This is a genomic window from Thermosipho atlanticus DSM 15807, from assembly GCF_900129985.1.
Taxonomy (GTDB): domain Bacteria; phylum Thermotogota; class Thermotogae; order Thermotogales; family Fervidobacteriaceae; genus Thermosipho_A; species Thermosipho_A atlanticus.
In genome coordinates this window covers 130958-154843 of record NZ_FQXN01000004.1, presented here as the reverse complement: position 1 = coordinate 154843, position 23886 = coordinate 130958, and the positions used below count along the sequence as shown (strand labels likewise).

27 protein-coding genes and 2 tRNA genes are annotated in these 23886 nt (G+C 32.3%); 3 read left to right on the top strand and 26 right to left on the bottom strand.

The features are described from left to right. Window positions 1-144 precede the first annotated feature (144 nt). The 7 genes from BUB65_RS06040 to BUB65_RS06010 form a co-directional block, all read right to left on the bottom strand. Window positions 145-900: a hypothetical protein gene (locus BUB65_RS06040; protein ID WP_073073220.1), complete on the bottom strand. Its 756-nt coding sequence runs from the start codon at window positions 898-900 to the stop codon at window positions 145-147. Then, complete coding sequence (locus BUB65_RS06035; RefSeq protein WP_073073218.1) at window positions 897-1829, bottom strand: ABC transporter ATP-binding protein; 933 nt, start codon at window positions 1827-1829, stop codon at window positions 897-899. The genes BUB65_RS06040 and BUB65_RS06035 overlap by 4 nt, the downstream gene beginning before the upstream one ends. A gap of 3 nt (window positions 1830-1832) precedes the next feature. Further along, a complete protein-coding gene (locus BUB65_RS06030) occupies window positions 1833-3113 on the bottom strand; it encodes an MFS transporter (RefSeq protein WP_234946822.1) in 1281 nt (426 codons plus the stop codon). Continuing rightward, the gene (locus BUB65_RS06025) at window positions 3097-4035 is read right to left on the bottom strand and encodes an SHOCT-like domain-containing protein (RefSeq protein ID WP_073073213.1); all 939 of its coding nucleotides are present in this window, start codon (window positions 4033-4035) and stop codon (window positions 3097-3099) included. The genes BUB65_RS06030 and BUB65_RS06025 overlap by 17 nt, the downstream gene beginning before the upstream one ends. After that, entirely contained in the window at window positions 4028-4405 is a 378-nt protein-coding gene (locus BUB65_RS06020; protein WP_073073211.1) for a DUF2089 domain-containing protein, read from the bottom strand. The genes BUB65_RS06025 and BUB65_RS06020 overlap by 8 nt, the downstream gene beginning before the upstream one ends. 302 nt (window positions 4406-4707) lie before the next feature. Next, on the bottom strand, window positions 4708-5262 hold the full coding sequence (locus BUB65_RS06015; RefSeq protein WP_073073209.1) for a hypothetical protein: 555 nt from the start codon (window positions 5260-5262) through the stop codon (window positions 4708-4710). 90 nt (window positions 5263-5352) lie between these two features. Then, window positions 5353-5428 (bottom strand) — tRNA-Met (locus BUB65_RS06010). Between the two features lie 600 nt (window positions 5429-6028). On the opposite strand from BUB65_RS06010, the gene BUB65_RS08360 reads away from it, so the two are divergent. Both BUB65_RS08360 and BUB65_RS08355 read left to right on the top strand, forming a co-directional pair. After that, complete coding sequence (locus tag BUB65_RS08360) at window positions 6029-6172, top strand: hypothetical protein (protein WP_159429137.1); 144 nt, start codon at window positions 6029-6031, stop codon at window positions 6170-6172. Window positions 6173-6205: 33 nt separating this feature from the next. Beyond that, window positions 6206-6367 (top strand): hypothetical protein, encoded by a 162-nt coding sequence (locus BUB65_RS08355; protein WP_159429136.1) that lies wholly within the window; start codon window positions 6206-6208, stop codon window positions 6365-6367. A 40-nt stretch (window positions 6368-6407) separates the two neighbouring features. On the opposite strand, the gene BUB65_RS06005 is transcribed toward BUB65_RS08355, so the two are convergent. The 13 genes from BUB65_RS06005 to sdaAB form a co-directional block, all read right to left on the bottom strand. Further along, on the bottom strand, window positions 6408-7058 hold the full coding sequence (locus BUB65_RS06005; protein ID WP_073073206.1) for a DUF998 domain-containing protein: 651 nt from the start codon (window positions 7056-7058) through the stop codon (window positions 6408-6410). After that, window positions 7055-7861 carry an endonuclease/exonuclease/phosphatase family protein gene (locus tag BUB65_RS06000; RefSeq protein ID WP_073073204.1) on the bottom strand — a complete coding sequence of 269 codons (807 nt, stop codon included), beginning with the start codon at window positions 7859-7861 and terminating at the stop codon, window positions 7055-7057. Before BUB65_RS06000 ends, BUB65_RS06005 begins: the two co-directional genes overlap by 4 nt. 55 nt (window positions 7862-7916) lie before the next feature. Next, window positions 7917-8471: a VanZ family protein gene (locus BUB65_RS05995; protein ID WP_073073202.1), complete on the bottom strand. Its 555-nt coding sequence runs from the start codon at window positions 8469-8471 to the stop codon at window positions 7917-7919. Beyond that, the gene (locus BUB65_RS05990) at window positions 8464-9396 is read right to left on the bottom strand and encodes a glycosyltransferase family 4 protein (protein WP_073073199.1); all 933 of its coding nucleotides are present in this window, start codon (window positions 9394-9396) and stop codon (window positions 8464-8466) included. The genes BUB65_RS05995 and BUB65_RS05990 overlap by 8 nt, the downstream gene beginning before the upstream one ends. Window positions 9397-9439: 43 nt before the next feature. After that, complete coding sequence (locus tag BUB65_RS05985; RefSeq protein WP_073073197.1) at window positions 9440-10276, bottom strand: SDH family Clp fold serine proteinase; 837 nt, start codon at window positions 10274-10276, stop codon at window positions 9440-9442. Between the two features lie 87 nt (window positions 10277-10363). Beyond that, window positions 10364-11341, bottom strand: a complete 978-nt coding sequence (locus BUB65_RS05980; RefSeq protein WP_073073195.1) for a thiamine pyrophosphate-dependent enzyme — start codon at window positions 11339-11341, stop codon at window positions 10364-10366. 13 nt (window positions 11342-11354) lie between these two features. Further along, a complete protein-coding gene (gene porA / locus BUB65_RS05975; protein WP_084728052.1) occupies window positions 11355-12533 on the bottom strand; it encodes a pyruvate synthase subunit PorA in 1179 nt (392 codons plus the stop codon). A gap of 13 nt (window positions 12534-12546) precedes the next feature. After that, the gene (locus BUB65_RS05970; RefSeq protein WP_073073193.1) at window positions 12547-12879 is read right to left on the bottom strand and encodes a 4Fe-4S binding protein; all 333 of its coding nucleotides are present in this window, start codon (window positions 12877-12879) and stop codon (window positions 12547-12549) included. Beyond that, entirely contained in the window at window positions 12872-13447 is a 576-nt protein-coding gene (locus tag BUB65_RS05965) for a 2-oxoacid:acceptor oxidoreductase family protein (protein WP_073073191.1), read from the bottom strand. The genes BUB65_RS05970 and BUB65_RS05965 overlap by 8 nt, the downstream gene beginning before the upstream one ends. Window positions 13448-13475: 28 nt before the next feature. Then, on the bottom strand, window positions 13476-15083 hold the full coding sequence (locus BUB65_RS05960; protein WP_073073190.1) for a glycoside hydrolase family 57 protein: 1608 nt from the start codon (window positions 15081-15083) through the stop codon (window positions 13476-13478). A 1-nt stretch (window position 15084) separates the two neighbouring features. Further along, window positions 15085-15903, bottom strand: coding sequence for a DUF4912 domain-containing protein (locus BUB65_RS05955; protein WP_073073189.1), 819 nt, complete (start codon window positions 15901-15903; stop codon window positions 15085-15087). A 144-nt stretch (window positions 15904-16047) separates the two neighbouring features. Further along, the gene (gene sdaAA / locus BUB65_RS05950) at window positions 16048-16908 is read right to left on the bottom strand and encodes an L-serine ammonia-lyase, iron-sulfur-dependent, subunit alpha (RefSeq protein ID WP_073073188.1); all 861 of its coding nucleotides are present in this window, start codon (window positions 16906-16908) and stop codon (window positions 16048-16050) included. Beyond that, the gene (gene sdaAB / locus BUB65_RS05945; protein ID WP_073073187.1) at window positions 16908-17555 is read right to left on the bottom strand and encodes an L-serine ammonia-lyase, iron-sulfur-dependent subunit beta; all 648 of its coding nucleotides are present in this window, start codon (window positions 17553-17555) and stop codon (window positions 16908-16910) included. Before sdaAB ends, sdaAA begins: the two co-directional genes overlap by 1 nt. 65 nt (window positions 17556-17620) lie before the next feature. Between sdaAB and BUB65_RS05940 the strand changes: the two genes are divergently transcribed. Further along, window positions 17621-17694 (top strand) — tRNA-Gln (locus BUB65_RS05940). A 25-nt stretch (window positions 17695-17719) separates the two neighbouring features. On the opposite strand, the gene BUB65_RS05935 is transcribed toward BUB65_RS05940, so the two are convergent. From BUB65_RS05935 to BUB65_RS05910, 6 genes are read right to left on the bottom strand one after another with little or no spacing between them, the layout of a single operon-like run. Further along, window positions 17720-18373 (bottom strand): tRNA1(Val) (adenine(37)-N6)-methyltransferase, encoded by a 654-nt coding sequence (locus tag BUB65_RS05935; RefSeq protein ID WP_073073185.1) that lies wholly within the window; start codon window positions 18371-18373, stop codon window positions 17720-17722. Between the two features lie 3 nt (window positions 18374-18376). Then, complete coding sequence (locus BUB65_RS05930) at window positions 18377-19162, bottom strand: mechanosensitive ion channel family protein (protein ID WP_073073183.1); 786 nt, start codon at window positions 19160-19162, stop codon at window positions 18377-18379. 13 nt (window positions 19163-19175) lie between these two features. Next, window positions 19176-20168 carry a tryptophan--tRNA ligase gene (gene trpS / locus BUB65_RS05925; protein WP_073073181.1) on the bottom strand — a complete coding sequence of 331 codons (993 nt, stop codon included), beginning with the start codon at window positions 20166-20168 and terminating at the stop codon, window positions 19176-19178. 14 nt (window positions 20169-20182) lie between these two features. Beyond that, window positions 20183-22534, bottom strand: coding sequence for an ATP-binding protein (locus BUB65_RS05920; protein WP_073073178.1), 2352 nt, complete (start codon window positions 22532-22534; stop codon window positions 20183-20185). Beyond that, window positions 22515-23342: a 4-(cytidine 5'-diphospho)-2-C-methyl-D-erythritol kinase gene (ispE, locus tag BUB65_RS05915; protein ID WP_073073176.1), complete on the bottom strand. Its 828-nt coding sequence runs from the start codon at window positions 23340-23342 to the stop codon at window positions 22515-22517. Before ispE ends, BUB65_RS05920 begins: the two co-directional genes overlap by 20 nt. Continuing rightward, window positions 23297-23884: an NUDIX hydrolase gene (locus BUB65_RS05910; protein WP_073073174.1), complete on the bottom strand. Its 588-nt coding sequence runs from the start codon at window positions 23882-23884 to the stop codon at window positions 23297-23299. The genes ispE and BUB65_RS05910 overlap by 46 nt, the downstream gene beginning before the upstream one ends. Window positions 23885-23886 lie beyond the last annotated feature (2 nt).

The window sequence follows — 23886 nt, the reverse complement described above, 5'->3', positions numbered from 1 at the left end:
ACATATTTTGCCAAATATTTGCTTTTATATTAATTTTACTTGAATTATAAATTCATTGCATAAATAAAGTAGCATATATTATAAAAAAACATGGCCTCAATAAACAGAGGCCATGGCATTTCTAATAAAGGTTACGCTTACATTTCAATATTGTGCAATTTCTCCTTTTCTTCTTACAATCCTTGCAAAACATTCAAATATCAAGATACCTGCAATTACATATATACTTGATGAAATTAACATATAAAACCAATCATTTAAAGTTGTTCCCTTACCATTAACTATATTTTTAAATATTTGTATAAATCCATTAGCTGGAACAATATACTTCCATATTCCTTCATAATTACCCATCAAAACTCCCACAATCCCAAACTGTAACAAAGTAAGAATTGATTGAGTTCGTTTGAACTTTAAAGTCATACCCGCAAGTACTAATCCTATTCCATATCCTTGTATCATCAACAATACAAGAGCAATAAAGAAACTTAAAGGAATTAAAACTGGTATACCGGCAATCTTGAAAACTATCACCATTATGACAAGTTCCATGGGTATTACAATTATTAAATTGGAAAATTGGTACAATAAATAAATCACTGTTGGACCAATTGGTGAAATAAACGTTTGTTCTATTAAACCTATATTAGTATCGTTAATAATAGTCCATGAAAGATCAGTCATTGTACCAATTAGAGCCATCCAGACAATATAACCAATCGCAATTGCTTGAACACTTTCACCAAGAACAGCTGGATTTCCAAATTTATTTATTCCAACGACAATAAAATAAAAAATCATTGTCATTATTCCAAAAGAAGTTAAGGTGTTTAAATAATATCGTTTTACTTCTGTAAAACTCCTCAATAATGTTCCTTTGAATACATTTAAATATTTCACTGCCTACCACTCCTGACAAAGTTCACAAATATTTCCTCGAAATTAATCATAATACTTTCAAGATGTTTTATTTCTATTTGTTTTTCTTTAAAATAATCCATTATTTTATATAGTTCTTCCATATTTTCTAATTGCACCTCTAGAATTTTTTCTCCATTTTCTTCATATAATTTTCCGTACTTTTTCAAATCAACATAATGATCTTCTCCTTCAAAAACTATCTTATAAGCTTTCTTTTTAAACGCATTAATGAGATTCTCCTTTTTATCACAAACTATAACTTTTCCATTGTTTATTATCAAAACTCTATCAGCTACTTTTTCAACAAGATGCATATCATGAGTAGATAATAAAATTGTTTTACCCTTTTTAGCTAATCTAATTAACATTTCACGAACTTTTATAGATGATTCAACATCAAGCCCTAATGTTGGTTCATCTAAAAGTATAATAGGAGTATCTGGAAGTAAAGCTATTGCTATTGCCAATCTTTGTTGCATTCCCCTAGAAAGTTTTCCAGCTAGTTCATTTCTTTTATCTGTAAGTTCAACAAATTCTAACACCTCTTCTACTCTCCTTTTTAAAAATCGTCCCCCTAATCCCCGAATATAACCAAAATATCTTAAATTTTCATATACCGTCATTTTCCAATGAATGTTTCTATTGCCTTCTAAAACTGCAGATAAATTTTTTAGTGCTTCAGAAATGTGTTTGGAAATATCAATTCTATTTACATGTACTTTTCCTTCTTCTGGTATAACTAATCTTAGTATAGCCTTTATAGTAGTGGTCTTCCCTGCGCCATTCGGCCCAAGTATTGAAAAGACCTCTCCCTTGTTCACATAAAAACTTATACCTCTAACTGCTTCAACCCTTTTGTTCTTTGAAACATATGTCTTCTTTAATCCTTCAACTTCTAAAGCTTCCATATATTAGCTAATCTCCTGCATTTCTGACGATTTCGGTTCGTAAACTTCGTATGGTGCAATAATTATAAAAATCACAGCTATAAAAATTGTAATTAAATTCACAACTAAAAATAACAAGTGAGCGGCAACACGATCCAACAAAAAACCGTAAATAACTGCACCTAACGGAACCATAAGTTGCGAAAAAATTTCAACTGCAGAAAAAACTCTCGAACGTATGTTTGTTGGAGTCATAAGTTGCAAATTTGTTGATATTGGAACATTGACAAATATATTAAAGAGACCTATAGCAAAATAAATAATTCCTGTTAACCAGAAAAATTTCCAAATTGTAAAATTCGACAAAACATTTGGGAAAATCAGTATGGAAAACGCTAATAACATGAACAACTCTAAAAAAAGTCCCCCAACTATTAATACTTTATTTTTCACCTTACTCAAAAATACAACTAAAATAACATTCCCTAACAACATTCCAATAGTAAAAAATGTTTGAACAAAACCATATTGTTGAGCACTCATTTTGACAACCTGTCTTAATACATACGGTTCTACCACCTGTAAAAGCGGACTAAGCAGAAAGTTTGTAACCATGGCAAACGAAAAAAGGTACTTTAATCCTCGATTGTTAAATATAAAAGCAATTCCCTGTGTAAATTCTTTTAAAAACTTCGTCACGTTCAATTTTCCTTTTTCTTTAAACTCAACATTGTAAGTTATAAACATTTCACTTATTGCTGAAACTATAAATGATATACCATTTAATAAAAAGACCATCGCTATACCTAAAACACCGTATATGATTCCCCCCAATATTGGACCTATTATCATTGAAAATGAATTTACCGAACCAAGTACTGAATTTGCTTCTCTTAAATGTTCATTCTCTACTATGTCCGGCAACATCGCTACAGTCGCCGACCCAAAAAATCCATCTAATACCGATACTATCGCCTGTACTATAAACAATATTATTATCCCCATCGCACCTTTATATGCCAAAAACGCCAGTATTAATATCAAAATCCCCCTCAAAAAATCTGTCCATACCATTATATTTCTCCTATTCCATCTATCCCCTATCACCCCTGCAAAGGGTGCTGCCAATAACCTTGGCAACATTCCAAGTAATGTAAATATCCCCATCGCTGTCCCTGAACCTGTTAAATCTAATATATAAAGTGGTATCGCCACTATCTGTATCCCCGATCCTATTAACGATACTAATCTCCCTAAAATATACAATACAAAATTTTTCTCGAATAACCTATCTCTCAAGTTCATTCTCCTCACAAGATATCCCCCCGGTATTCAATTTACCTTTCCCCCTGATAACTTCACAACTTACAAAGCCCGCACTAATAGTACCATTTAAATAAATATCCTCTGCACTAATATTTCCACATTTTACAGATGCATTTTCATCTATTATCATATTTTCAGTAGAAATATTTCCACATTTTAAAATTCCATAGTCAGAAACTATAATTTTTTCCGACGAAACATTACCACATGAAATCTCACCATATATTGCTAAACTGTCAGTTTTTAAATTTGAACAAACAAGTTTTCCATTAACAATTACCTCATCAGCTTCAATATCATCTTTTGTTTCAAAAGTTTCCCCTTCTTTTACAATTAATGTGTCAAATTTTTGTGTTTTATTTTTCTTAAAATTCCATTTTCCTTTGAAATTCCCATTCTTTATCTCAATTCCCGATAAAAAAGGTTTTAAAAATAAACCAAATAAACCTCTCATAAATAGATTGTTAACCCTTGTAATTCCTCCACGAACTTTTGGCATATTTCCACTTTCTTTACTCCCTACAATATTTAAACTCCCGTGGATAATTCCCCCTTCCCATTTTACTTTTGAACCAACAATATTCATATCTCCCATTACTTCTCCAGAAAAAGTAAGTTTTCCCATAACAACTGAACAATCACCTTTCACTGTCCCTCTAACGATTACTTCACCGCTCACAACATTAATATCACCTTCAAAAACTTCTCCTTCAGCAATTATTGTTTTATCCCCCATAAACACTTTTTCTTCTTCAACATTTTCTTCGTGCTCTTCTTCAAATCTTATCTTTTCTTCCGCTGCTTTTTCTTTTTCCTTTATAGCTTGAATTAACACTTCCGCTTCATCAGCCGTTATTTCCCCTTTTTGAAGAGCTTCCAATACCTTTTTAATTTCATCCATTTTGTCCACCCCCACTTTTCTTTTTAATCATATTTAAAGCATCTTCAACTGTTATTAAACCTTTCTTTAATTTTGTAAATACATCATCCGTTTCTTCAACTTCATCCTCACCAATTGGTTTTAAACCCATTTTATCCAAAAGTCTCTCAAGTCTTCCTCTCAAGGTAAAATATCCTATTCCCGTAATTCTTTCCATCTCTTTTAAGTTTCCTCTACTTCTCAAAAATAAAATTACAAACCTCATATCTTCTTCATCTAAAAAAGCTAATGGCGATACTGTAAACAAACCTGAAACTTTTACATTATCATGTGTACATTTTAATTCAGTTACTTTCATTGGTTTTCCACACACTGGACATAATGGCAACACTTTTTCACCTCCTTATTGTTTTTTACTTTGAATATATTCACAAAACAACAACTTGATAGCACATTCTTGATTAGTAAAATAAAAATAAATGTTTCTTCCTTCTTTCTACAAATTTTATTATACTATTACCAAATATTTTTGTCAATAGATAAAATTTTTTGTGTTTGATCTAAAATATTTTGTCAGGAGATAAAAAGCGGTAGAAATAAAAAAAAGCAGAGCAATCGCTCTGCTTTTTAAAGATTAATTTACAATTAATTTTACATGTTTGAAAATGTTAATAGCTTTAAAAATTACTACTATTATTGAATTACTATAAACTTTCCTTTTAAAAGGCCACCAGTTACTCTCACGCCAGCTTCATCAATACTAGAACCTATGTTCTCAACAAAAATAGCAAAATGGAAAATTCGACCACCATTGTTGAAATAGTCAATTATTTCTCTTAAAATAGGAGATTGTGAAGAATCAAGAGTTACATTAACAACTTTGTTGGTATCTGTAAAGGTTTGCGTTGCTATTACTAAACTATCAGAAACGTTATTTAAAGTAATCTCAGTAGTACTTGCATAGACTGTAACATTTACTTCTCCAATAATTGTTCCAGTTGCTTGAATCTCAAGATCAACTCTTAATTGATCAATTTGGACTCTATCAAGTACTTCCACCCCTTGAAGTTCATCAAAAATAACGTCTTTAAACAAAACAGGGACATTTCCATATTGACCTACATTTAAAATGTATTGATTAGTTGCAGGTATAGGTAAACTGAATGGAATTTGTGTACACCCAGACAAAATGAGAATAGTAAGTATTAAAGACACTCCTAATATCATTAAACCCTTTTTTATTTTCATAATATCACCTCCCAAGCTTTTAAAAATTATATCAAAAATTAAACAAAAAACAAAAAAATAAAAAATAGCCCCCGATTGGGGGCTAATAAATGGTGGCGGCGATGGGACTCGAACCCATGACTCACTGATTATGAATCAGTTGCTCTAGCCACTGAGCTACGCCGCCGCGAAAAATATGATATCATAATTTAATCTAGATGTCAATAAAACTGTTATTTAAATATTTATTACAGAGCCTTTGTCAAGAAAGCGGATGTTAATTTTCAAAAAGGCAAATCAGCCATACCAACCCAGCATTGAATACCGTCTTTTGTAAACATTTGGTTAATCTTATCCTTTAGCATTTTTCCTTTTACATTTCTTGTATCTATAAGTATTCTTACTATACTTGTATTATCTACTATCAAATCAAGTATTACTATTTCAAACTTTTCATATTTTGCACTGGATTTTTAATCTTAGATATTTTCATTCCTCAGACTCCATAATTATTGACATATTTCAGAATGTGCTCCTCATGGGTTATCCTCTTCTTTGCCTCCTTTTTCCGTCGTTATTTTCCTTATTCGAATTTTTACCTTATTATATCCTTTCATATCTTTATCTCACATTCTTCTTCTATATCCTTATTCCATATTTACATTTCATATTCATATTTTCAAAGATCGTTTTTTTCAAATTACAACTTTTTTAACTCCTTATCTTGCCCATTTATTTTATACACATACGGATTTATCCAAAGCCAGAATGGCTGGAACAAGTTCCAATGGATAAGCAGAATGTTGCAAACAAAGTGTTAAAAGAAGTTGGCGTAAAAGATATGAGAATTGTTGGTATAACAAATCAACAGAAAATTACTATATTATGGGATGGAAGAACAAGTAAACCTGTATACAATTCAATTGTTTGATAATGTAGAAGAACAGCGGAAACGTGTAAAAAATTGAAAGAAGATGGTTATGAAGAAGTAAAAAAAGGAAATATATTGTTTGGAACAATTGATAGTTGGCTTATTTGGAATCTAACAAGGAATAAGATACGTGCAATAGATTATTCAAATGTTTGGCTGATCTTATTCTATGCTAAAATTTTCTGGCTTAACTAATAATTTATTGATATCTTGAAATTTGCTAATGTAACTTTTTTCAAATAGATTCGAACATTATTATGATGAGATCCACAACTACAAGTGAGACTCCAAAAATTTCAAGGTATCCAAGAGAAGGGAAAGGGTTAAATAATAACGCTATTAGTGCTACGATCATCACAAGTGTTGTAGAAAAATTAACCGCTTTTGAGGAGCCAAAACCATATATCATTTCTCCTATATAGAAAAGCAGGAAAGTTGAGAGGGCTATGAAATCATGCGGTTTAGTGCCATCTGGAAAAAGACCAGTAAGAATCATAAAAATTCCACTTAAAAGAACATACGATCCTCCAATAGTTCCAGATTTTGAATAAGATTTCAGGGTCATAAAAAATCCGTAGAGGCTCATCAAAATGCCACCTATTATGAGTGAGCATGAAAAAATCCAAGGATATGTTGCAAATCCAGGTTTTCCAAGTTTGCTAAAAGTATGAATCGATATATTGAACCACGGATTGAACATATTCGATACAAGAATACCGGCAATGAATACACCTATACTAAAAAGACCCAATAATTTCCAATATTTCATGTTTTTTGCTCCTTTAGTAAATTTTTTCTTTTTGTTTAGTTTACCATAAAAAGCAGATCTGCTTAAAACTGAGCGTTCTTCCTTTTTTTCATTCTGAGCATAAGCGAAGAATCTCAAAGCACATCTTCATATTTTTGAAACACACTTACTCCAAAATGATCAGAAACAACTTCCTTATTTATACCGTTAAATATCACAAATGATGATGTAACTTCAATACACTTATTTACAAAAATAAAATCAATTCTCAATTTATTATTACTTTCATTCCATCCATCCAAATTACTCGTTTTTACCGTAACACCATCATCTTTGAATTTAGCCAAATTATATGTATCAAACAACCCTTTTGACAAAATATAGTCATATCCTTCTTGTCTCACAAAAGCATTATTATTAAAATCTCCCATAAGAAATGTTAGTTTTTCTTTATCTATTAAGTTATATAATTTATCAAACTGAGCTTTAAATGGCTCTTCTTTGTCATCCCACCATCCCAAGTGACATGAATAAAAATCAATTTCTTTTCCATCAATCAAAACCGATGCCTTGATTACTTTTCTTGTTTTCCAAAAGTAGAAATCATCAACTTTTGATACTAAAAACGATTCAACATTAACAACCTTATGTCTTGTAATTATTGCAACTCCTTCCTCATACTTTTCAAATCCAATATGACACTTTTCATAGTATAGTGTATATTTCTCCTTTGAAAGTTCGTTAACTTTATTTATTAACACCAATGCAAAATTGTCTTCTCTAACATTAGCTCCTATTAACTTTGCACCAATTGACTGATTTACTTCTTGAAGTGCTATAACATCATATTGTTTTTCTATGATGTCATTAGCAATTATTTGTAACTTTTTCATTTGATCTTCTTCCAACCACGAATGACAGTTTAAAGTTAAAAGTCTCAAATTTACCTCCTAACAAAAACTTAAATTAACAAAAATACTTAAACATTGTAAAGAATCAACCATCTTCTTCTATTGACTTCTTTTTATACCTTTTGTGAAAATATTTAATAAACTTTTCAAATAACAAAAGTAATAAAAAGGCAAAAAGAACTCCAAAAATTATGCCGGAAAGATCAATAATTACATCATTTAATGAAGAACCTCGATTATAATATTGTTGACTATATTCGTCTATAACAGCAATAAAGTTTGGAAAAGTAATACCCAAAAGTAATGCAATATAAACTTTTGTTATTTTCGAAAAGCCAATAAAACTTAAAAAACCCAAAATAAAATATAAACCAAAGTGAGCCGTTTTTCTTACTAACATTTCAGCAGGAACATACTGCGTCTTAAACCACATTTTCTTTATATACAACTCTAATTTTCTAAACAATGCTGTATTTGAAAAGTCAATGGCTTGATCTATCTTTCTCAAAATATTCGTAACAAAACTAGACTGTTGAGAAGATTTCACTGGACTTCTCGAAGAAAAATAAAATATTAAGAAAATCCATAAAATTAGAACCAAAAAGATTACTATAATTTTGTAATTAACTTTGTTATTCATTTCTTACCTCACTATCAAATTTTAAAAGTTTCAATTTTAAAATTAGAAATAGTATAAAAACACCAGTCAATACCAATGAAAAAACACTGTTATAAAGGAAAAGAATTCCCAACAAACAAAATAGTGTACTAATAAATGTCATTGCAAAAAAGGTTTTTCTTTTACTTTTGAGCTTTCTAAACAGTTTATCATAAATATGATCTCTATCACCACTAAATGGGGATTTTCCAGCTAACATCCTCCTCAGCATACTTGAAAAGATATCAACAAAAAAAGGTGAGAGTATAATCAAAGAAGCTATTGTATGTGACAAACTTTTTGAAAATGATGATATTACTGCTACACCCAATATACCGCCTATCGTATAACTTCCCATATCCCCCATGAAGATTTTTGCTGGGGGAAAATTATAAAAAAGATACGCAATTAACGAACCAATTAGAGCCGTTAAGAAAAACTTGTCATACGGAAATGTAACAGTCCACAAAAGGCCAAATGCTGCAATAACAGAAGTTATTCCACAAATCCCATCCACACCATCCATCATATTAACTGAGTTTATCAAAAAGGCATAAAACACTGTAGCAATTACAATTTCTACAGGATTTGTTAAAAAGCGAGTTGAAACAAAATATCCTATTAAAAACTCTACAAACATTCTCAACCAAGGATTTAACGATTTTATATCATCGTATAACCCCAAAAACGCTAAAACCAGAATATACAATTTTCTAAAAATACTAAACGGTGTAAAAAACAAAAACGAAAGCATAAAAGCTACCCCACCAAGATAAGGGGTAGCTTTTTCATGATTTTTTAACACTTTATCAGGATAATCTACAACATTATACTTAAATGCTACTTTTCTCAAAAAAGGAATTATAAGAATAGTGAATACAAAAGATAGTAAAAGTGAATAAAACATATCTGCCTCCTTTTTTAAATCACAAAGTATATTCTATCATATATTATTTTCCTTTTAAATTCTTATAATCAACGGGAACATAATTTACAGACGGTCTTCTCTTTCCAGATTGCTTATACAAATCCATTAGCATATACACCTCTTTAGGCATATCGCTAGTCACTTTTAAACCTAATTCTCGAGCTTTTTCAATAGTAATTGGATAATCATGTGTCCAGTAACCACTAACTAATTTGTCTGCAAGTTCTTCAGCTTTCTCATTATACTTTTCTTTTAATAAATCAGTCACATACTCTTTCATCTGTCTTATCGCCTTTTCAGCAACATCGGCCAAAATCAAAGTTTGATCATCAATTTCGTTAATATCTTTCTTTCGTACAACTGACAAAATGGAGGCAGCAGGATATTGTCCAAGTTGAGGATCAACGGGTCCTAACACAGCATTTTCATCCATAACTATTTCATCCGCAGCTAGTGCTATTAAAGTTCCTCCAGACATTGCATAATGTGGTACAAATACTGTGACTTTTCTTTTATGTTTTTTCAAAGCATTTGCAATCTGTTCCGCTGCTAGTACAAGACCACCTGGAGTATGAATTATTATATCAATTGGCATATCATTTGGGGTCATTTTTATAGCTCTAATTAATTCTTCAGAATCTTCTATATCAATGTACCTTCTTATAGGAACACCAAATAAACTTATAGACTCTTCCCGATGGATAAGTGTAATAACTCTACTATTTCTTTTTTTCTCTATACTTCTAATTATCCCTTCCCTTGATGCATGAAGTGAAAAACTTTTAAATAATGGTGTTAAACTGCTTACAATCAGTACCATCCAAAAAATCTGAAATATTATTGTAAACAAATCAGCCATTCCATCACCTCCTTACTATTATATACCAAAAAACAAGGCTCTTTTTAAAAAGAGCCTTGTTTAAATATGAAGTATAATGAAAACTCATTATCTTATTGGTTTATCTTTTGTTGCTTCCTCAAGAATTTGAAGTCTTTCCCATCTTCTTGTAATGTACTCTTGAAGTTCTCCAATAATTTCATCGGCATCAGATCTTTTCAAAAGATTTCTAAATCTTCCTTGGGCCTTAATAAACTCTATTACTGGTTTTAATTCTTTTACCTTCTTGGTAATTCTATAAACTCCTCTTTCAACTTCATACAATGGCCAATACCCTGTTTCAATGGCAAGTTTTGAAATATCTACTGCTTTATCATCATTAACTCTCCAAAATCTTACACATGGTGAAAATGCTGCAATAAATGCTGGACCATCAAATTCTAAAGCCTTTTCTATCTTTTTAAAGAAATCCATTGGTTCTGATGTTGAAACTGTTGCTACATATACATTCTCATGACCAGCCATTATTTCTACAATATTCTTTTTAAGCTGTACTTTCCCAGGAAGTTTTTTACCTACGGGTTGTGTTGTTGTTTGTGAACCTGCAGGAGTTGAACCTGATCTTTGGTTTCCAGTATTCATGTATCCTTCGTTATCATATACAATGTATATAAACTTGTGACCTCTTTCTACTGCACCTGAAAGTGATTGAAGTCCAATATCGTATGTTCCACCATCACCAGCAAAAGCAAAGAAAGCATATTTTTTGTTTGGATCCACAATTCTTCCTTTTTTTGCAAGTGCTCTATACGCTGTTTCAACACCACTTATTGTTGCTCCAACATTTTCAAAAGCGTTGTGAATGTAAGGAACATTCCAAGCTGTAAATGGGTATATAGTTGTTGAAACTTCCAAACAGCCAGTTGCAAGACCTACAACAGGTGTATAACCAAGGGACTGTGCTGTCATAAGGGCAAACTTTGCCACGTTGGGGGCAGCACATCCAGGACAAAGTCTATGTCCCTGAGTTATTCCTGGATTTTTATCTGCAAACATCGTTGCTAATTGCATTATATTTAAAGCCATCCATTACACCTCCTCATTCTCTGAGTCCAAGATATCTTTCTTCATCTGGGTTAAGATCACCTGAGAAAGCATCCTCAAATGCTTTTTTAATATGTTCAATTTTAATATCTCTTCCGCCAAGTCCGTATACATAGCTTCCAATCAATGGTTTGGATGATACATTGTATAATGCGCTCTTTACTGCTTCATATAGTGGAGCCTCTGCGCCAAAAGATGCAGCTCTATCAAGAACTATAACCGCTTTTCTTCCATCTAACAATTCTTGAAGTTCTTTCTTTGGGAAAGGTCTAAAAATCCAGGGTTTAATGACCCCAACTTTATGCCCTTGTTCTCTCAAAAGATCCACAGTATATTTAATTGTTCCTGCAGTTGAACCAAGAGCAATCATTATATATTCTGCATCATCTATCATATATTTATCAAGAACTTCATATTTTCTTCCCGAAATTTTTTCAAATTCTTCAGCTACTTCTTTAAACACCCTTTTCACATGTTTCATAGCTTCAATTTGTTGTCTTTTATGTTCAAAATAATAATCATATAAATCTAATGGACCATATGTGACGGGGTTTTCTACATCAAGCAACGGATATTTTGGATTTGGTTCACCAACAAATTTCTTTGCAACTTCATCATCTAAGAAATCTACAACTTCTACGCCATGGGAAATAATAAAACCATCAAAATTAACCATAACAGGTAATCTTACATCTTCATGTTCTCCTAATTTAATAGCCATCAATGTTAAATCATATGCTTCTTGTGCATTTTCAGCCCAAAGTTGAATCCAGCCAGAATCTCTTTCAGCCATAGCATCACTGTGATCACAGTGAATATTAATTGGTCCTGAAAGAGCTCTATTTGCAACAGGCATTACTATTGGTAACCTTGAAGATGCAGCTATATAAACTATTTCATGCATTAATGCAAGACCGTTAGCCGCCGTTGCTGTCATGGCCCTTGCACCAGCAGCTGCAGCACCAACAACTGCACTCATTGCACTATGTTCGCTTTCAACAGGAATCATTTCAGTTTCAACAACACCATCTGCAACATATTGAGCAAAATATTCTACCACCGGTGTTTGTGGAGTAATAGGATAAGCTGCCACAACATCTGGATTTATTTGACGCATTGCATTTGCAACTGCCTGAGCACCTGTAACTGCTTGTCTATTTTTTACTTCTGGCACGTCACACACCTCCTCAATCCTGAAAATCCGTTTCAGGTTTCATTACTATTGCACGTTTCTCTTCAGGTAATTTATCATTTGATTTTGGACAAACATTGGCACAAAGTCCGCAACCTTTACAGTAATAATAGTTGTATCCTCTCATCTTTGGTTTACCATCTACGACCTCAATTTTAATAGCTTGATCTGGACAATAAAGCCAACACATCATACAATTAATACAATTCTCAGGTTGATAAACAGGTCTAATTACTCTCCAAGTACCAGTTTGATATTCTTTTGCCGTAGCTGGTTTGTCAATAATTCCACCAATTGGTATTTCCTTCCAATTTTTGAGTTCAGCCATTACATTTCACCTCCTCAAATCCACGGCGCAATGCTCTAATGTTAGCTTCAACTATTTCTTCAGAAAACTTTTTTCCAAATGTTTTTCTAATTCTTTTTTCAGCACTTTCTAAAGTAATGGCACCAGTAACTTTTGCTATAGCTCCCAACATCACTGTATTTGGGATTCCTCTTTTAATCTCTTCTAATGCAATATCAGTTGCAGGTACGACACATATTTTTCCAGAAATTCCAAGTTTTTCTTTGACAAATTCTATATCTTTCGTTGTGTTGACTATAAAAATAGTATCTTCTTTAACACCAGTGACTAAATCTGGATGACCAAGCATGGTGTCATCAATAACGATCACGACATCTGGACTTTCTACAGAACTGTGGACAAGGATTGGCACATCAGCTATCCTGTTAAAAGCTTTCATTGGAGCACCCGTTCTTTCAGCACCGTATTCTGGGAAAGATTGAACATATTTTCCCATCTCTAGTGCTGCTTCTGCTAGCATTTGCGATGCACTTTTTGCACCTTGCCCTGCTCTTGCATGCCATCTTATTTCAAAATATTTTGCGGGCACTTTTATCCCTCCTCGCTAAAATTTGTTGTCAGACTTTCAGATACATACTATAGTCTATTTCTGAGAAGATATCGTCAATCCATTCATAATGTGAAAGTCTTCTCATGTCTATTTTACCACTAATAACCATTTCATACAATTCTAAAAAACGTTTCACATGTGTTTTAGTTCTGTTAACAGCATATTCCACACTTGTATTTGTTGTCATTATAAATGCCCAATCACTCGATTGTGCAAGCAATAATTCTCTCGCCATTTGATTCAAAGCTCTTTTTATTTCAGAAGGGGTTTCAGAAGGATCAGGATATTTCTGAGCTGCCTCTGTCATTTTTTCAACAAGCTCATGAAGATGAAGATATATCCAATCGTTAGAACCGTTTAACCAAACTTCATTGTAACCATTTGCACCCCAAGTAGAAGCAGCAGGAGTAACTATTTGAACTTTTTCCACAATATCTACTATATCAGAAGCTTTCGTTGTTCGAACAAATTTACTGCCATCAACATGTCTCAAAAATTCTTCTAGAAAAATTGGTCCCTCATACCACCAGTGCCCGAATAGTTCAGCATCAAACGGAGCAACTATTATAGGTTCCAAACCTTCAAAAATATTTAACAAATTAGAAGCTTGCATTTCTTTTTTTCTCAAAAAATCCAACGCATGTTCTTTGGCAACTTTTTTAGCTTCATCAATATCATAAAACTCTTTTTCATTAAGCGGAACATCTTTACCAGTTATTTTGTGGTATTTAATACCAGTGTTAACTCTTACTCCACTTGGATCTATATATGGTTTTATATATTCAAATTCCCTATCAAATCCTATGTCTCTATAAAACTCCCTATATCTTCCATCACCAGGATAACCTATATCAGCACTCCAAACTTGTTCGCTACTCTCAGGATCTCTGGCGAAAACAAACACATTATTTGGAGTTATTACAGGCCTATAAACTCCGTATCTGGGTTTTTCATCTGCATACCAAAATCCATGTGAATCGACAAAGAAAAATTCTATTCCATATTCTGCTAAATATTTATCTAATCCTGGAAAGTATGCACATTCTGCAAGCCAAATTCCCCGTGGTTTTTTCCCCATATGTTTTTCATATGTCTTTACACCTTGCTCAATCTGCGCTCGGATAGCTTGAGGATATTGTTCCATAAAAGGAAGAAATCCGTGTGTTGCATTGCAAGTAATAATATCAAGATAACCCTTTTCCATATATTCTCTAAAACCTTTTAATATATTACCTTTATATAATTCTTTAAAAATATACAATATTTCTTTAAAATCTTTGTAATAAAATTTAGCCATCTTATGTTTCTTTGAATTCTCACTTTTTGTCCTCTCTATTTCCCTCTCAGCAAGCTTTATTAACTTCTCCATTTTCGCAATGTACTTCTGCTGTAAATCTTCGTTTGCTAACATTTCCATTAAAGGGGGAGTAATTGTCATAGTAAGGTGAAATTTTTTGTTCTCATCCTCAAGTCTTTTAAAGATCCGTAAAAGGGGAACATACGTTTCTGTAATTGCCTCAAACAACCAATTTTCTTCTAAGAAAAAGTCATACTGTGGATGATGTATATAAGGAAGATGTGCATGAAGCACAAGGATTATATTTCCTTTTGGCATGTTATATCCCCCTTCCACTTCTAAACACGCTAATTAACTGCCAGTTAAAACTTTTCCCAGACAAAGTTTTTGAAATCTCTCTTTCTAACCCAAATATAGAACTTGCAACCCTTTCCACTTCTTTAATAACTGGCCCATCTGAAGGATTGACAATTTTTCTCTTTTTCCTAATATCAAGCCATCTTTCCCTTGTACTTTGGCTTGGAGAATTAGATGGAGTTCTACAAACATTTGATCTTAAAATAGGAACGAACCTGCCATCTCTTGTAAGATAACCTAATTCGGACATATAATCAGCATTAGGCATTGGGACATTAAAATAATAATTTTTTTGATTGTTTATATCAATCAAAATTTCAAATGTTCTATGGGCATTATTTCCTTTGAAATTAATAAAAGTTACATCATATATTCGAAGTACCGTTCTTGTACCATTTGGAAGATTTTTCAATATATTTCTCGTACTTTCAGAAAAATCCCAGTAAACATGTATCCAATTAGGATTAACGGGCATGAGCACTAATTTATCTTTGTTATACGTTTGAGGAATTTCTGAAGTGGTTTCTTGTGGAGTTCTTTGAATATCTTTTGAGGGTTTTGAAGGAGATGAGGAAGATGAAGAAGATTTATTGTTTAATTCTATTTCTTCAAACTTCTCAAGTTTTTTAATATAATCCTCAAATAATTTCACAACTTCTCTTTTTTTCATCATCCTTTTAACCTTTAACCCTAACTTTTTTGCTTTGGATTTAAGTTCTTGAATTGTAGGATTACTCTTTAACCAATTCTTTAAACTCGCACTCTTTCCATCATTTGCCATATTACCCCCCCTTTTTTTAAAAAAATTTAGTTTTAAATTTTATCAATTTAATGATAACATAACAATTTACTGTTGTAAACAGTTGAAGTGATTAGTATTTTATTGATATTCTAAGTTAAATTGAAATAAATGTATTTGTTGGGGTTAAATCAGGAATTTTCGTAAATTCAAAATAAGATTTTTAGCAGTTGGAGTATTGGCAATTCCACCTTCTCCAGTTTCGCGAAGATTTTGTGGGAGAGTACTTCCTACTCTTTTCATTGCATCTACTACTTCATCAAAAGGTATAATGCTCTTGATTCCACTTAAAGCAAGCTCAGCGGATGAAATAGCAAGATTAACCAGATTTCCATTCCTTTTCACACAAGGTACTTCTACAAATCCTCCTACTGGATCACACACTAAACCCATAACTGATTTCAACACTAACGCAGATGCATTAGCAACTTTTTCAGGATCATTTGAAATAAAATATGATAAAGCTGCTGCTCCCATAGCAGCCGCAGTACCAATTTCTGCTTGGCATCCACCAGCTGCACCTGAAATTGTTGCCTTATTAGCGATTACTTTTCCTACTCCTCCAGCTACGATAAACGAATCAAGTAATTTTTCAAAATCCGGTTTATATACCTTTTCGATTGCATAAAATACTCCAGGGATAATTCCAGATGCTCCTGCTGTAGGACATGCAACAATTCTTCCCATACTTGCATTACTTTCTGCAATTGATAATGCGGTCACTGTAGCAATATAGCTAAATTCACTCAAAAACTTTGGAACATGTTTATTCAACTTATACGCATTTTCACCAGTCATTCCTGTAAGTGTTTTGTGTTTTTTTCCATACTGATCTTTCGCTTCTTCAAGTATTATTCTAAGCATATCAGAAAGTTTGCCTCTTAATTTTTTTGGATCAACACCTGTTTCAAACATCTCCAAATTTAAAATTACCTCATGAAGAGGTAACGACTTACACATTTTTTGAATATCTTTCCATGTGTACATTAATTATCCCTCCTAATGAAATAACATTCAAATACACTTGGCAAACTTTTTATCTCTTCAATATTTTCTATAGGTTCATCAAGTTCAATTATAGTTAAAGCTTTTTCTTGAAGAAGATTTATTCTTCTTAAATAAAGATTTGCCACATTTACTTTAATAGTAGCTAAAATACTCTTTAATGCACTTGGAGCATCTTTGTTGACAATTACTAAAGTATCATAATCCCAAGAAAGCTCGCATGGTACAGAATCAATAAAGGTTATTTTTATATCGCCTCCACCTATGGAAGAACCTTCGATTTCATGAAAAACATTATCCCTTTTTACTTTTATTTTTACTGTATTTGGATGTACATCGCCCAAATCCTCTAACTTAAAGTGGAATTTTAACCCAAAATTTTTTGCTATTTCATATGCATTTTTTATTTCCGGATTATCTTGGCGCAATCCAATTATTCCAGCTAATAAGGCTCTATCAGTACCGTGCCCTTTATAAGTCTTAGAAAAAGAACCATGTAGAATAAAGGTCACTTCATCTGGTACTCCGCCAATTAATTTATAAACAAACCTTGCAATTTTTAAAGCTCCCAATGTGTGGGAACTTGAGGGGCCTACCATAACTGGACCTAAAACTTTCAATAGATTCATAGAATTCCCCCTTTCACTTTCTATCTTGATTTTATCACGTTATATGCTAAAATATAAGAAGAATTTGGGAGGTCGTCTAATGGCAGGACTGCGGACTCTGGATCCGCCAATGGTGGTTCGAATCCACCCCTCCCAGCCAAAAAAGGGGCTTTAAAGCCCCTTTTTTATTTTAAAAACACTGGATCATCAATTTCAAGATGCTCTCCACCATTCTTTTTACCACGGATTAAAACCAATTCAGCTTTCTTACCATACGCAATACACATTTGTTGGGGTACTAATCTACTATTTACAAGTATAGAAATAAAACTTGGAAGCTTGTATGGTGAAGCAATACTAACAAAAGTTCCCTTGTTTTTCAGTAAATAAAAAGCAGATTTGACAAACTTTTTTAATAGCGTTATATCCCCTTTTCTACTAATTTTTCGATATTTGTTCGGACTATCTGAGGAAGGATGAAATGGAGGGTTAAAAACTACCATGTCAAAAGATTCTGGAGAGAACTTATTTTTCACTTCTTCCACATCTATGTTAAAAAACTCAACATCCAAATTTTCATTCAATACTTTCCCTTTAAGAGCTCTTTCATAAAAATCTCTTTCTTTTTCTATTCCAATTACTTTTAATCCATAAAGCTTGGATAAACCAAAAGTCACAAAACCAGTGCCTGCTCCTAATTCACACACTTTTTTTACATCAGAAGTTGGTTTTGAATACCACAACAGAAGAACCGATGCATGAGTCGGTTTGTGGCCATCAATATCTACTGTTTTAATCTCTCTACCTAAATTTTTGTCAAAGGGAGGAAGTTTGATCATACCTTAATTTTTCATATGTACATCAATTTGAGTGAATGGTATTTCAACACCTTCATCATCAAATATTTTCTTTATTCTCACTGCAAGAGCATTAACAGCATCAAAGTAAGTACTTCTCTCAACCCAAAAATAAACTGTAAAATCTATTGAACTAGAACCAAATTGCTTAAAAGCTATAAAATTACTAACGCCATCTTTCACTACCAAAGGTTCTTCATCTATAGCTCTTTGTAAAAGTTTTAAAACCGTCTCTAAATCACTATTATACGACACTCCTACATCCATTTTTACTCTTCTCACGGGACCTGGCCAAAATTTTGTAACTGTACCACTCCAAACACTTTTGTTTGGAAGTAAAACAAGTTTTCCATCAAAAGTTCTTAAATAACTATGATTTATTTTTATTTCATCAACTATTCCTGATATTCCATTTACATCAACAACTTCTCCTTCAAACAATTTTCTCGTTGTCATTACAAGTATCCCTGATATAAAATTGGCTAACGGTTCTTGTAGTGCAAGACCTACGACAATACCTGATATACCTAGACCTGCTATGTAAGGCATAAGATCAACATTCCAAATATTTAAAAGTACCAAAATTGCAAATATCGATATTACTAACCCCATAAAGAAATTCACAGTTTTAGGGGCTTTTAAATCTTTTCCCAATACCTTTAAAGATTTTTGTATTAATTTCGACAAATATTTGTAGAAAATCCATGCAATTATAATCGTTATAACCGAAAATAATATTTCATCCCAATAAATTAATAACCATTCTTTCATTGTCCACCCCCTATTATTTTAGTAAATCATAATCCAATTTCATTGCGTTTTTCACTTTTTGCATGGTTTCTTTAGCAACATTCCTTGCTTTTCTATTTCCTTCCACAATTACATCTCTTACAAAACCATCACTTAAACTATTGTATCTTTCCCAAATTGGTTCAAGTTTTTCTCTCATATTTTTTAACAAAAGCTTTTTACAATCTACACATCCAATCTTGGCGTTAGTACATCCATCTTTTACCCACTCAGCGTCTTCTTCCGAAATACCAAATGCCTTGTGATAATCCCAAACAGGACATTTTTCTGGATTACCTGGATCTGTTCTCCTCTTTCTTGCAGGATCTGTAATCATGGGCATTATCATTTTTCTTAATTCTTGTTCGTTTGAAATTAGAGGGATTGTATTACCATAACTCTTACTCATTTTACGCCCATCTGTTCCAAGCAACTTTGGAACTTTAGAAAGGACCGGTTCTGGTTCAGGAAATACCTCTTCATACAAATAATTAAATCTTCTGGCAATTTCTCGTGTTAGTTCTATATGATATACTTGATCTTCACCAACAGGAACTCCCTCAGCAAGATAAATCAAAATATCTGCAGCCTGAAGAACAGGATAAATTAGAAAACCTGCATTTGAAAGATCTCTCTCAGAAAGTTGCTGTTTAATTTCTTTGTAAGTTGGTACCCTTTCAAGTCTTGAAACAGAAACGAACATTGAAAAAAGTAAAGTTAACTCGGCATGTTCTTTTATTTCTGACTGAATAAATATTGTCGACTTTTCAGGATCAATTCCAACGGCTAAGTAAGATTTCACAAGTTCAATAGAATTTTTAACTATTTCACCGGTTTCATTATAGTGAGTTGTTAAAGCGTGCCAATCTGCTACAAAATAAAAACACTCATGACCTTTTTCCTGCAAATCAACCCAAGATTGTAATGCACCAAAAAGATGTCCAATATGTAAACTTCCAGTTGGTCTCATACCACTAAGTATCCTCAAAATAATCCCCTCCGTTACTTCTTTCTTTTCTTACCTTCCAATTTTTCATATGTCTTCTTTAATTCTGTTACTACATAATAATTCACAGAACCCTTTGGATAAGTTCCTCTTGCTGTTAACTTACCCGCGGGTTTACCAGTTAAAATTTCAATTGCTTCGTCCACAGAGTTTACTGTCCAAATATTAAATTTTCCATTTCTAATATCTTTCAAAATTTCTCTAGATAAAACCAAATTTTTAACATTAGCTTCCGGAATTACAACTCCGTGAGTACCATCAAGTCCTCTATGTTTACATAATCTATAAAATCCTTCAATCTTTTCATTAACCCCTCCTATTGGTTGAACATAACCATGTTGATTTATAGAACCAGTAACTGCTATTGATTGTTTTATCGGTATCTTAGATATAGCCGATATTATTGCTATAGTTTCTGCAAGTGAAGCACTATCCCCTTCAACAACTCCATACACTTGTTCAAAACTAATAGAAACTCCCAATGAAAAAGGTATCTCCTTTGCATATTTTCCGCCCAAATAACCTATAAGTGTTAAAACTGCCTTGCTATGTATATTTCCACTTAATTCTGATTCTCTTTGTATGTCTATTATTCCTACACTTCCTACGTACGTTTTTGCCGTTATTTTTATTGGATGTCCGAACGAATAATCACCCAAATGTATCACCGTTAATCCATTAATCTGTCCAACTCGCTCGCCTGAAGTTTCTACCATTATTTCATTCTTTTTTAAAGCCTCATCGTATTTTTCTCTATAAATTTTTACTCTATTTTCATATTCTTCTATTGCAGTCTCAATATCAATTGCATCTATTACATCTGAATTTCTAAGTGTCGAATAATGATCCGATTCTAATATTAAATTTGTCACCTTTCCCATTTTCATTGATAGTTTTTCTCTATTTTCCGCTAATCTCATAGAATACCAAATTACTTTCTTCAAAGCTTTAGAAGTTAGTGGTTTTAAATTATTGGTTTCTACAACATTTGAAATAAATGAATAATATTGTTTTACATTTTCCAAAGTTGCGTCTATCTCCCAATCAAATTCTACTTTTACTTTAAACAATTTCTGAAAATCTTCATCATATTCATACAACAAATAATACAAATCAGGCGTTCCAATTATTATAACTTTCAAATCTAGATCTATTGGTTCAGGTTTCAAAGAAATGGTAGGATTTACACCATATGCGGCATCAAGATTTTCTATTTCAATCTTTTCAGTTAACAACGTTTTCTTTAACTTATCCCAAACATACGGATATTTGAAAATATCTTCGGCGTTTAATATCAAATATCCTCCGTTTGCCCTATGAATAGCTCCTCCTCTAATAAGGGTAAAATCTGTATAAGAAATCCCCATTTTTGATATATATTCAATTTTTCCAAATAAGTTTGGATAAGTTGGATTTGTTTCAAAGACTACAGGGGCACCAATTACATCTGAGTTATCAACTATCAAATTTACAGTCAAAATATGTTTTAAATATACCTTTGCTTCATCAAGATTTTTCAATCTTTCGCTATTTTTAACTATATGATCCTTTAATTCTTGGAAATGTTGAACAAGTTTTTCACTGTATGAAAATTCATTTTTTAACTCTTCAAACAAAGCCTCTACCGAAAACAATATTGCGTATTTATCTAAGTCGTTAAATTTTTCCGAATATTCGGAATCGAGCTTTCTTAATCGATGAACCACTCCAGAAATTAAATGTTCAACCTTTTTTGCATTTTCCTCATACATGCTCTTTAATTCTTCTGACAAATTTTCAAATTGTTCAGGTGTCATCGGTTTACCATCTAAAGCTGGCACATAAACAATACCTGTGGGAGACATTTTAACAATGTATCCTAATTTAAAAGCTTTCTTAGATAATTCTTGCAATATTTTGTTTTTTCTTTCCTTATATTCGTTTTCAATTTCTTTCTTTTTTTCTTCATATTCTTCACTTTCAAAGGTTCTCTGAAGTCTTGTAAAAAGTTCATCTGAAAGTTTCTGAAGTCTATCTTTCAAAAGTTTTCCAGAACCTGCAGGTAATAAAACAACTTTAGCAGAATATGGGTTATCAAGATCAACCAAATAAGCTATATCATCTTGTTTTTCTTTCTTTTTTGCATATGTACTAACAAAAGATTTAACAAAAGACCTTCTACCAGTCCCACTAGGACCTACAACAAAAATATTGTAACCTTTCTTATCCATGGAAAGACCAAAATTAATTGCCTTAAAAGCACTTTCCTGTCCAATGTAAGTTTCGCAAGGGCTAACATTTTTTGTTGTGTTTACTCTTGGTAAAATTTTATTTGGAATTACCAATTCTTTATAGCTCAATTTCCTCATAATCTACACCTCTAGGAACAAACTCAAATTCTCCCGTATTTAAAGAAACTCCAAAAACTGCACTCCCACTACCAGTCATTGAAACTGCAAAGTAATCTTTCTTTAATTTTTTTATATTTGCAATAATATCAGACCTAATTGGCAATACGACTTTTTCAAAAATGTTATATGTACATTTCTGAATATTTCTCAAATCGCGCAATTGATACGCTTCGTACAAATTGTAAACATTACATCCTGCCTTTCCAAATAAGGAAGGTTTCAACATTTCATAGGCATTTTTTGTAGATATTCCTCTGTTTGTAGCAATGACCTTTACTTTATAACCTTTAATTGGTGGAAGTTTTTCTATCTCGTCACCTTTTCCTTTTACAATTGCTGTACCACCTTCTAAAAAGAATGGTACATCACTTCCTATTTTTGAAGCTAATTTGAATAATTCTTCCTTTTGAATTCCATACTCATCGCCAAGGTATTTCAAAAAAGCAGCAGCATCGGAACTTCCGCCCCCCAATCCAGCTTCAACCGGAATGTTTTTTTCTAATATTATTTTTAATCCAAAATTTGGAATGCCATATTCTCTAGTAAAGATTTCCCATACTTTATACAAAATATTATTTGAAAAATTAATATTTGATTTGATTTCTATTCCTCGCTCAATTTTTGAGATTATCAACCTATCATACATTGAAATATTTTGAAAAAGAGACACTATTTCATGATAACCATCATCTCTTTTTCTTACAACATCAAGAAAAAGATTTATTTTTGCATATGCTCTAAGTATTCGACTACCGCTCTGCTCCATCCTTCCATCTCCTCTAAATAATCAAAAGGACTATTTGAAAAAATCTCTTCAAATTTCTCCTTTTCTACCAATCCGTTATATTTAACTTCTGCAATATAACATAAACCCACGTGAACCCTACTAACTGGTGTATCAACTACATTTATTATTCCCACATATTCAAGTTTCTTTATTTCGACATCCACTTCTTCGTCTATTTCCCTTCTAAGCCCTTTGTAAAAAGCTTCCAAAGGATCTGATGAATCATCTAAATTTACATGTCCACCGACCCCAATAGCAATCTTATTATGCAGTCTTTTTTCACCTTGAGCAGTAGTTCTTTTAAAAAGTAGGAATTTTCCATCTTCTTTTAAAAGAATATATGGAATGACTTGTCTTATTGATTCATCAAATTCGGCTTTCTCTCTGTCCAAAAAAAAACCTTTTTCTTTTATTAAATTAATTATATCACATTCAGGTACCTCAACTAGTCCTGTTCTACCTTTACACAACCTGTTAATTTCATCTGTTGAAACAACCAAAACTTTTTCCTTTTCGTACATGA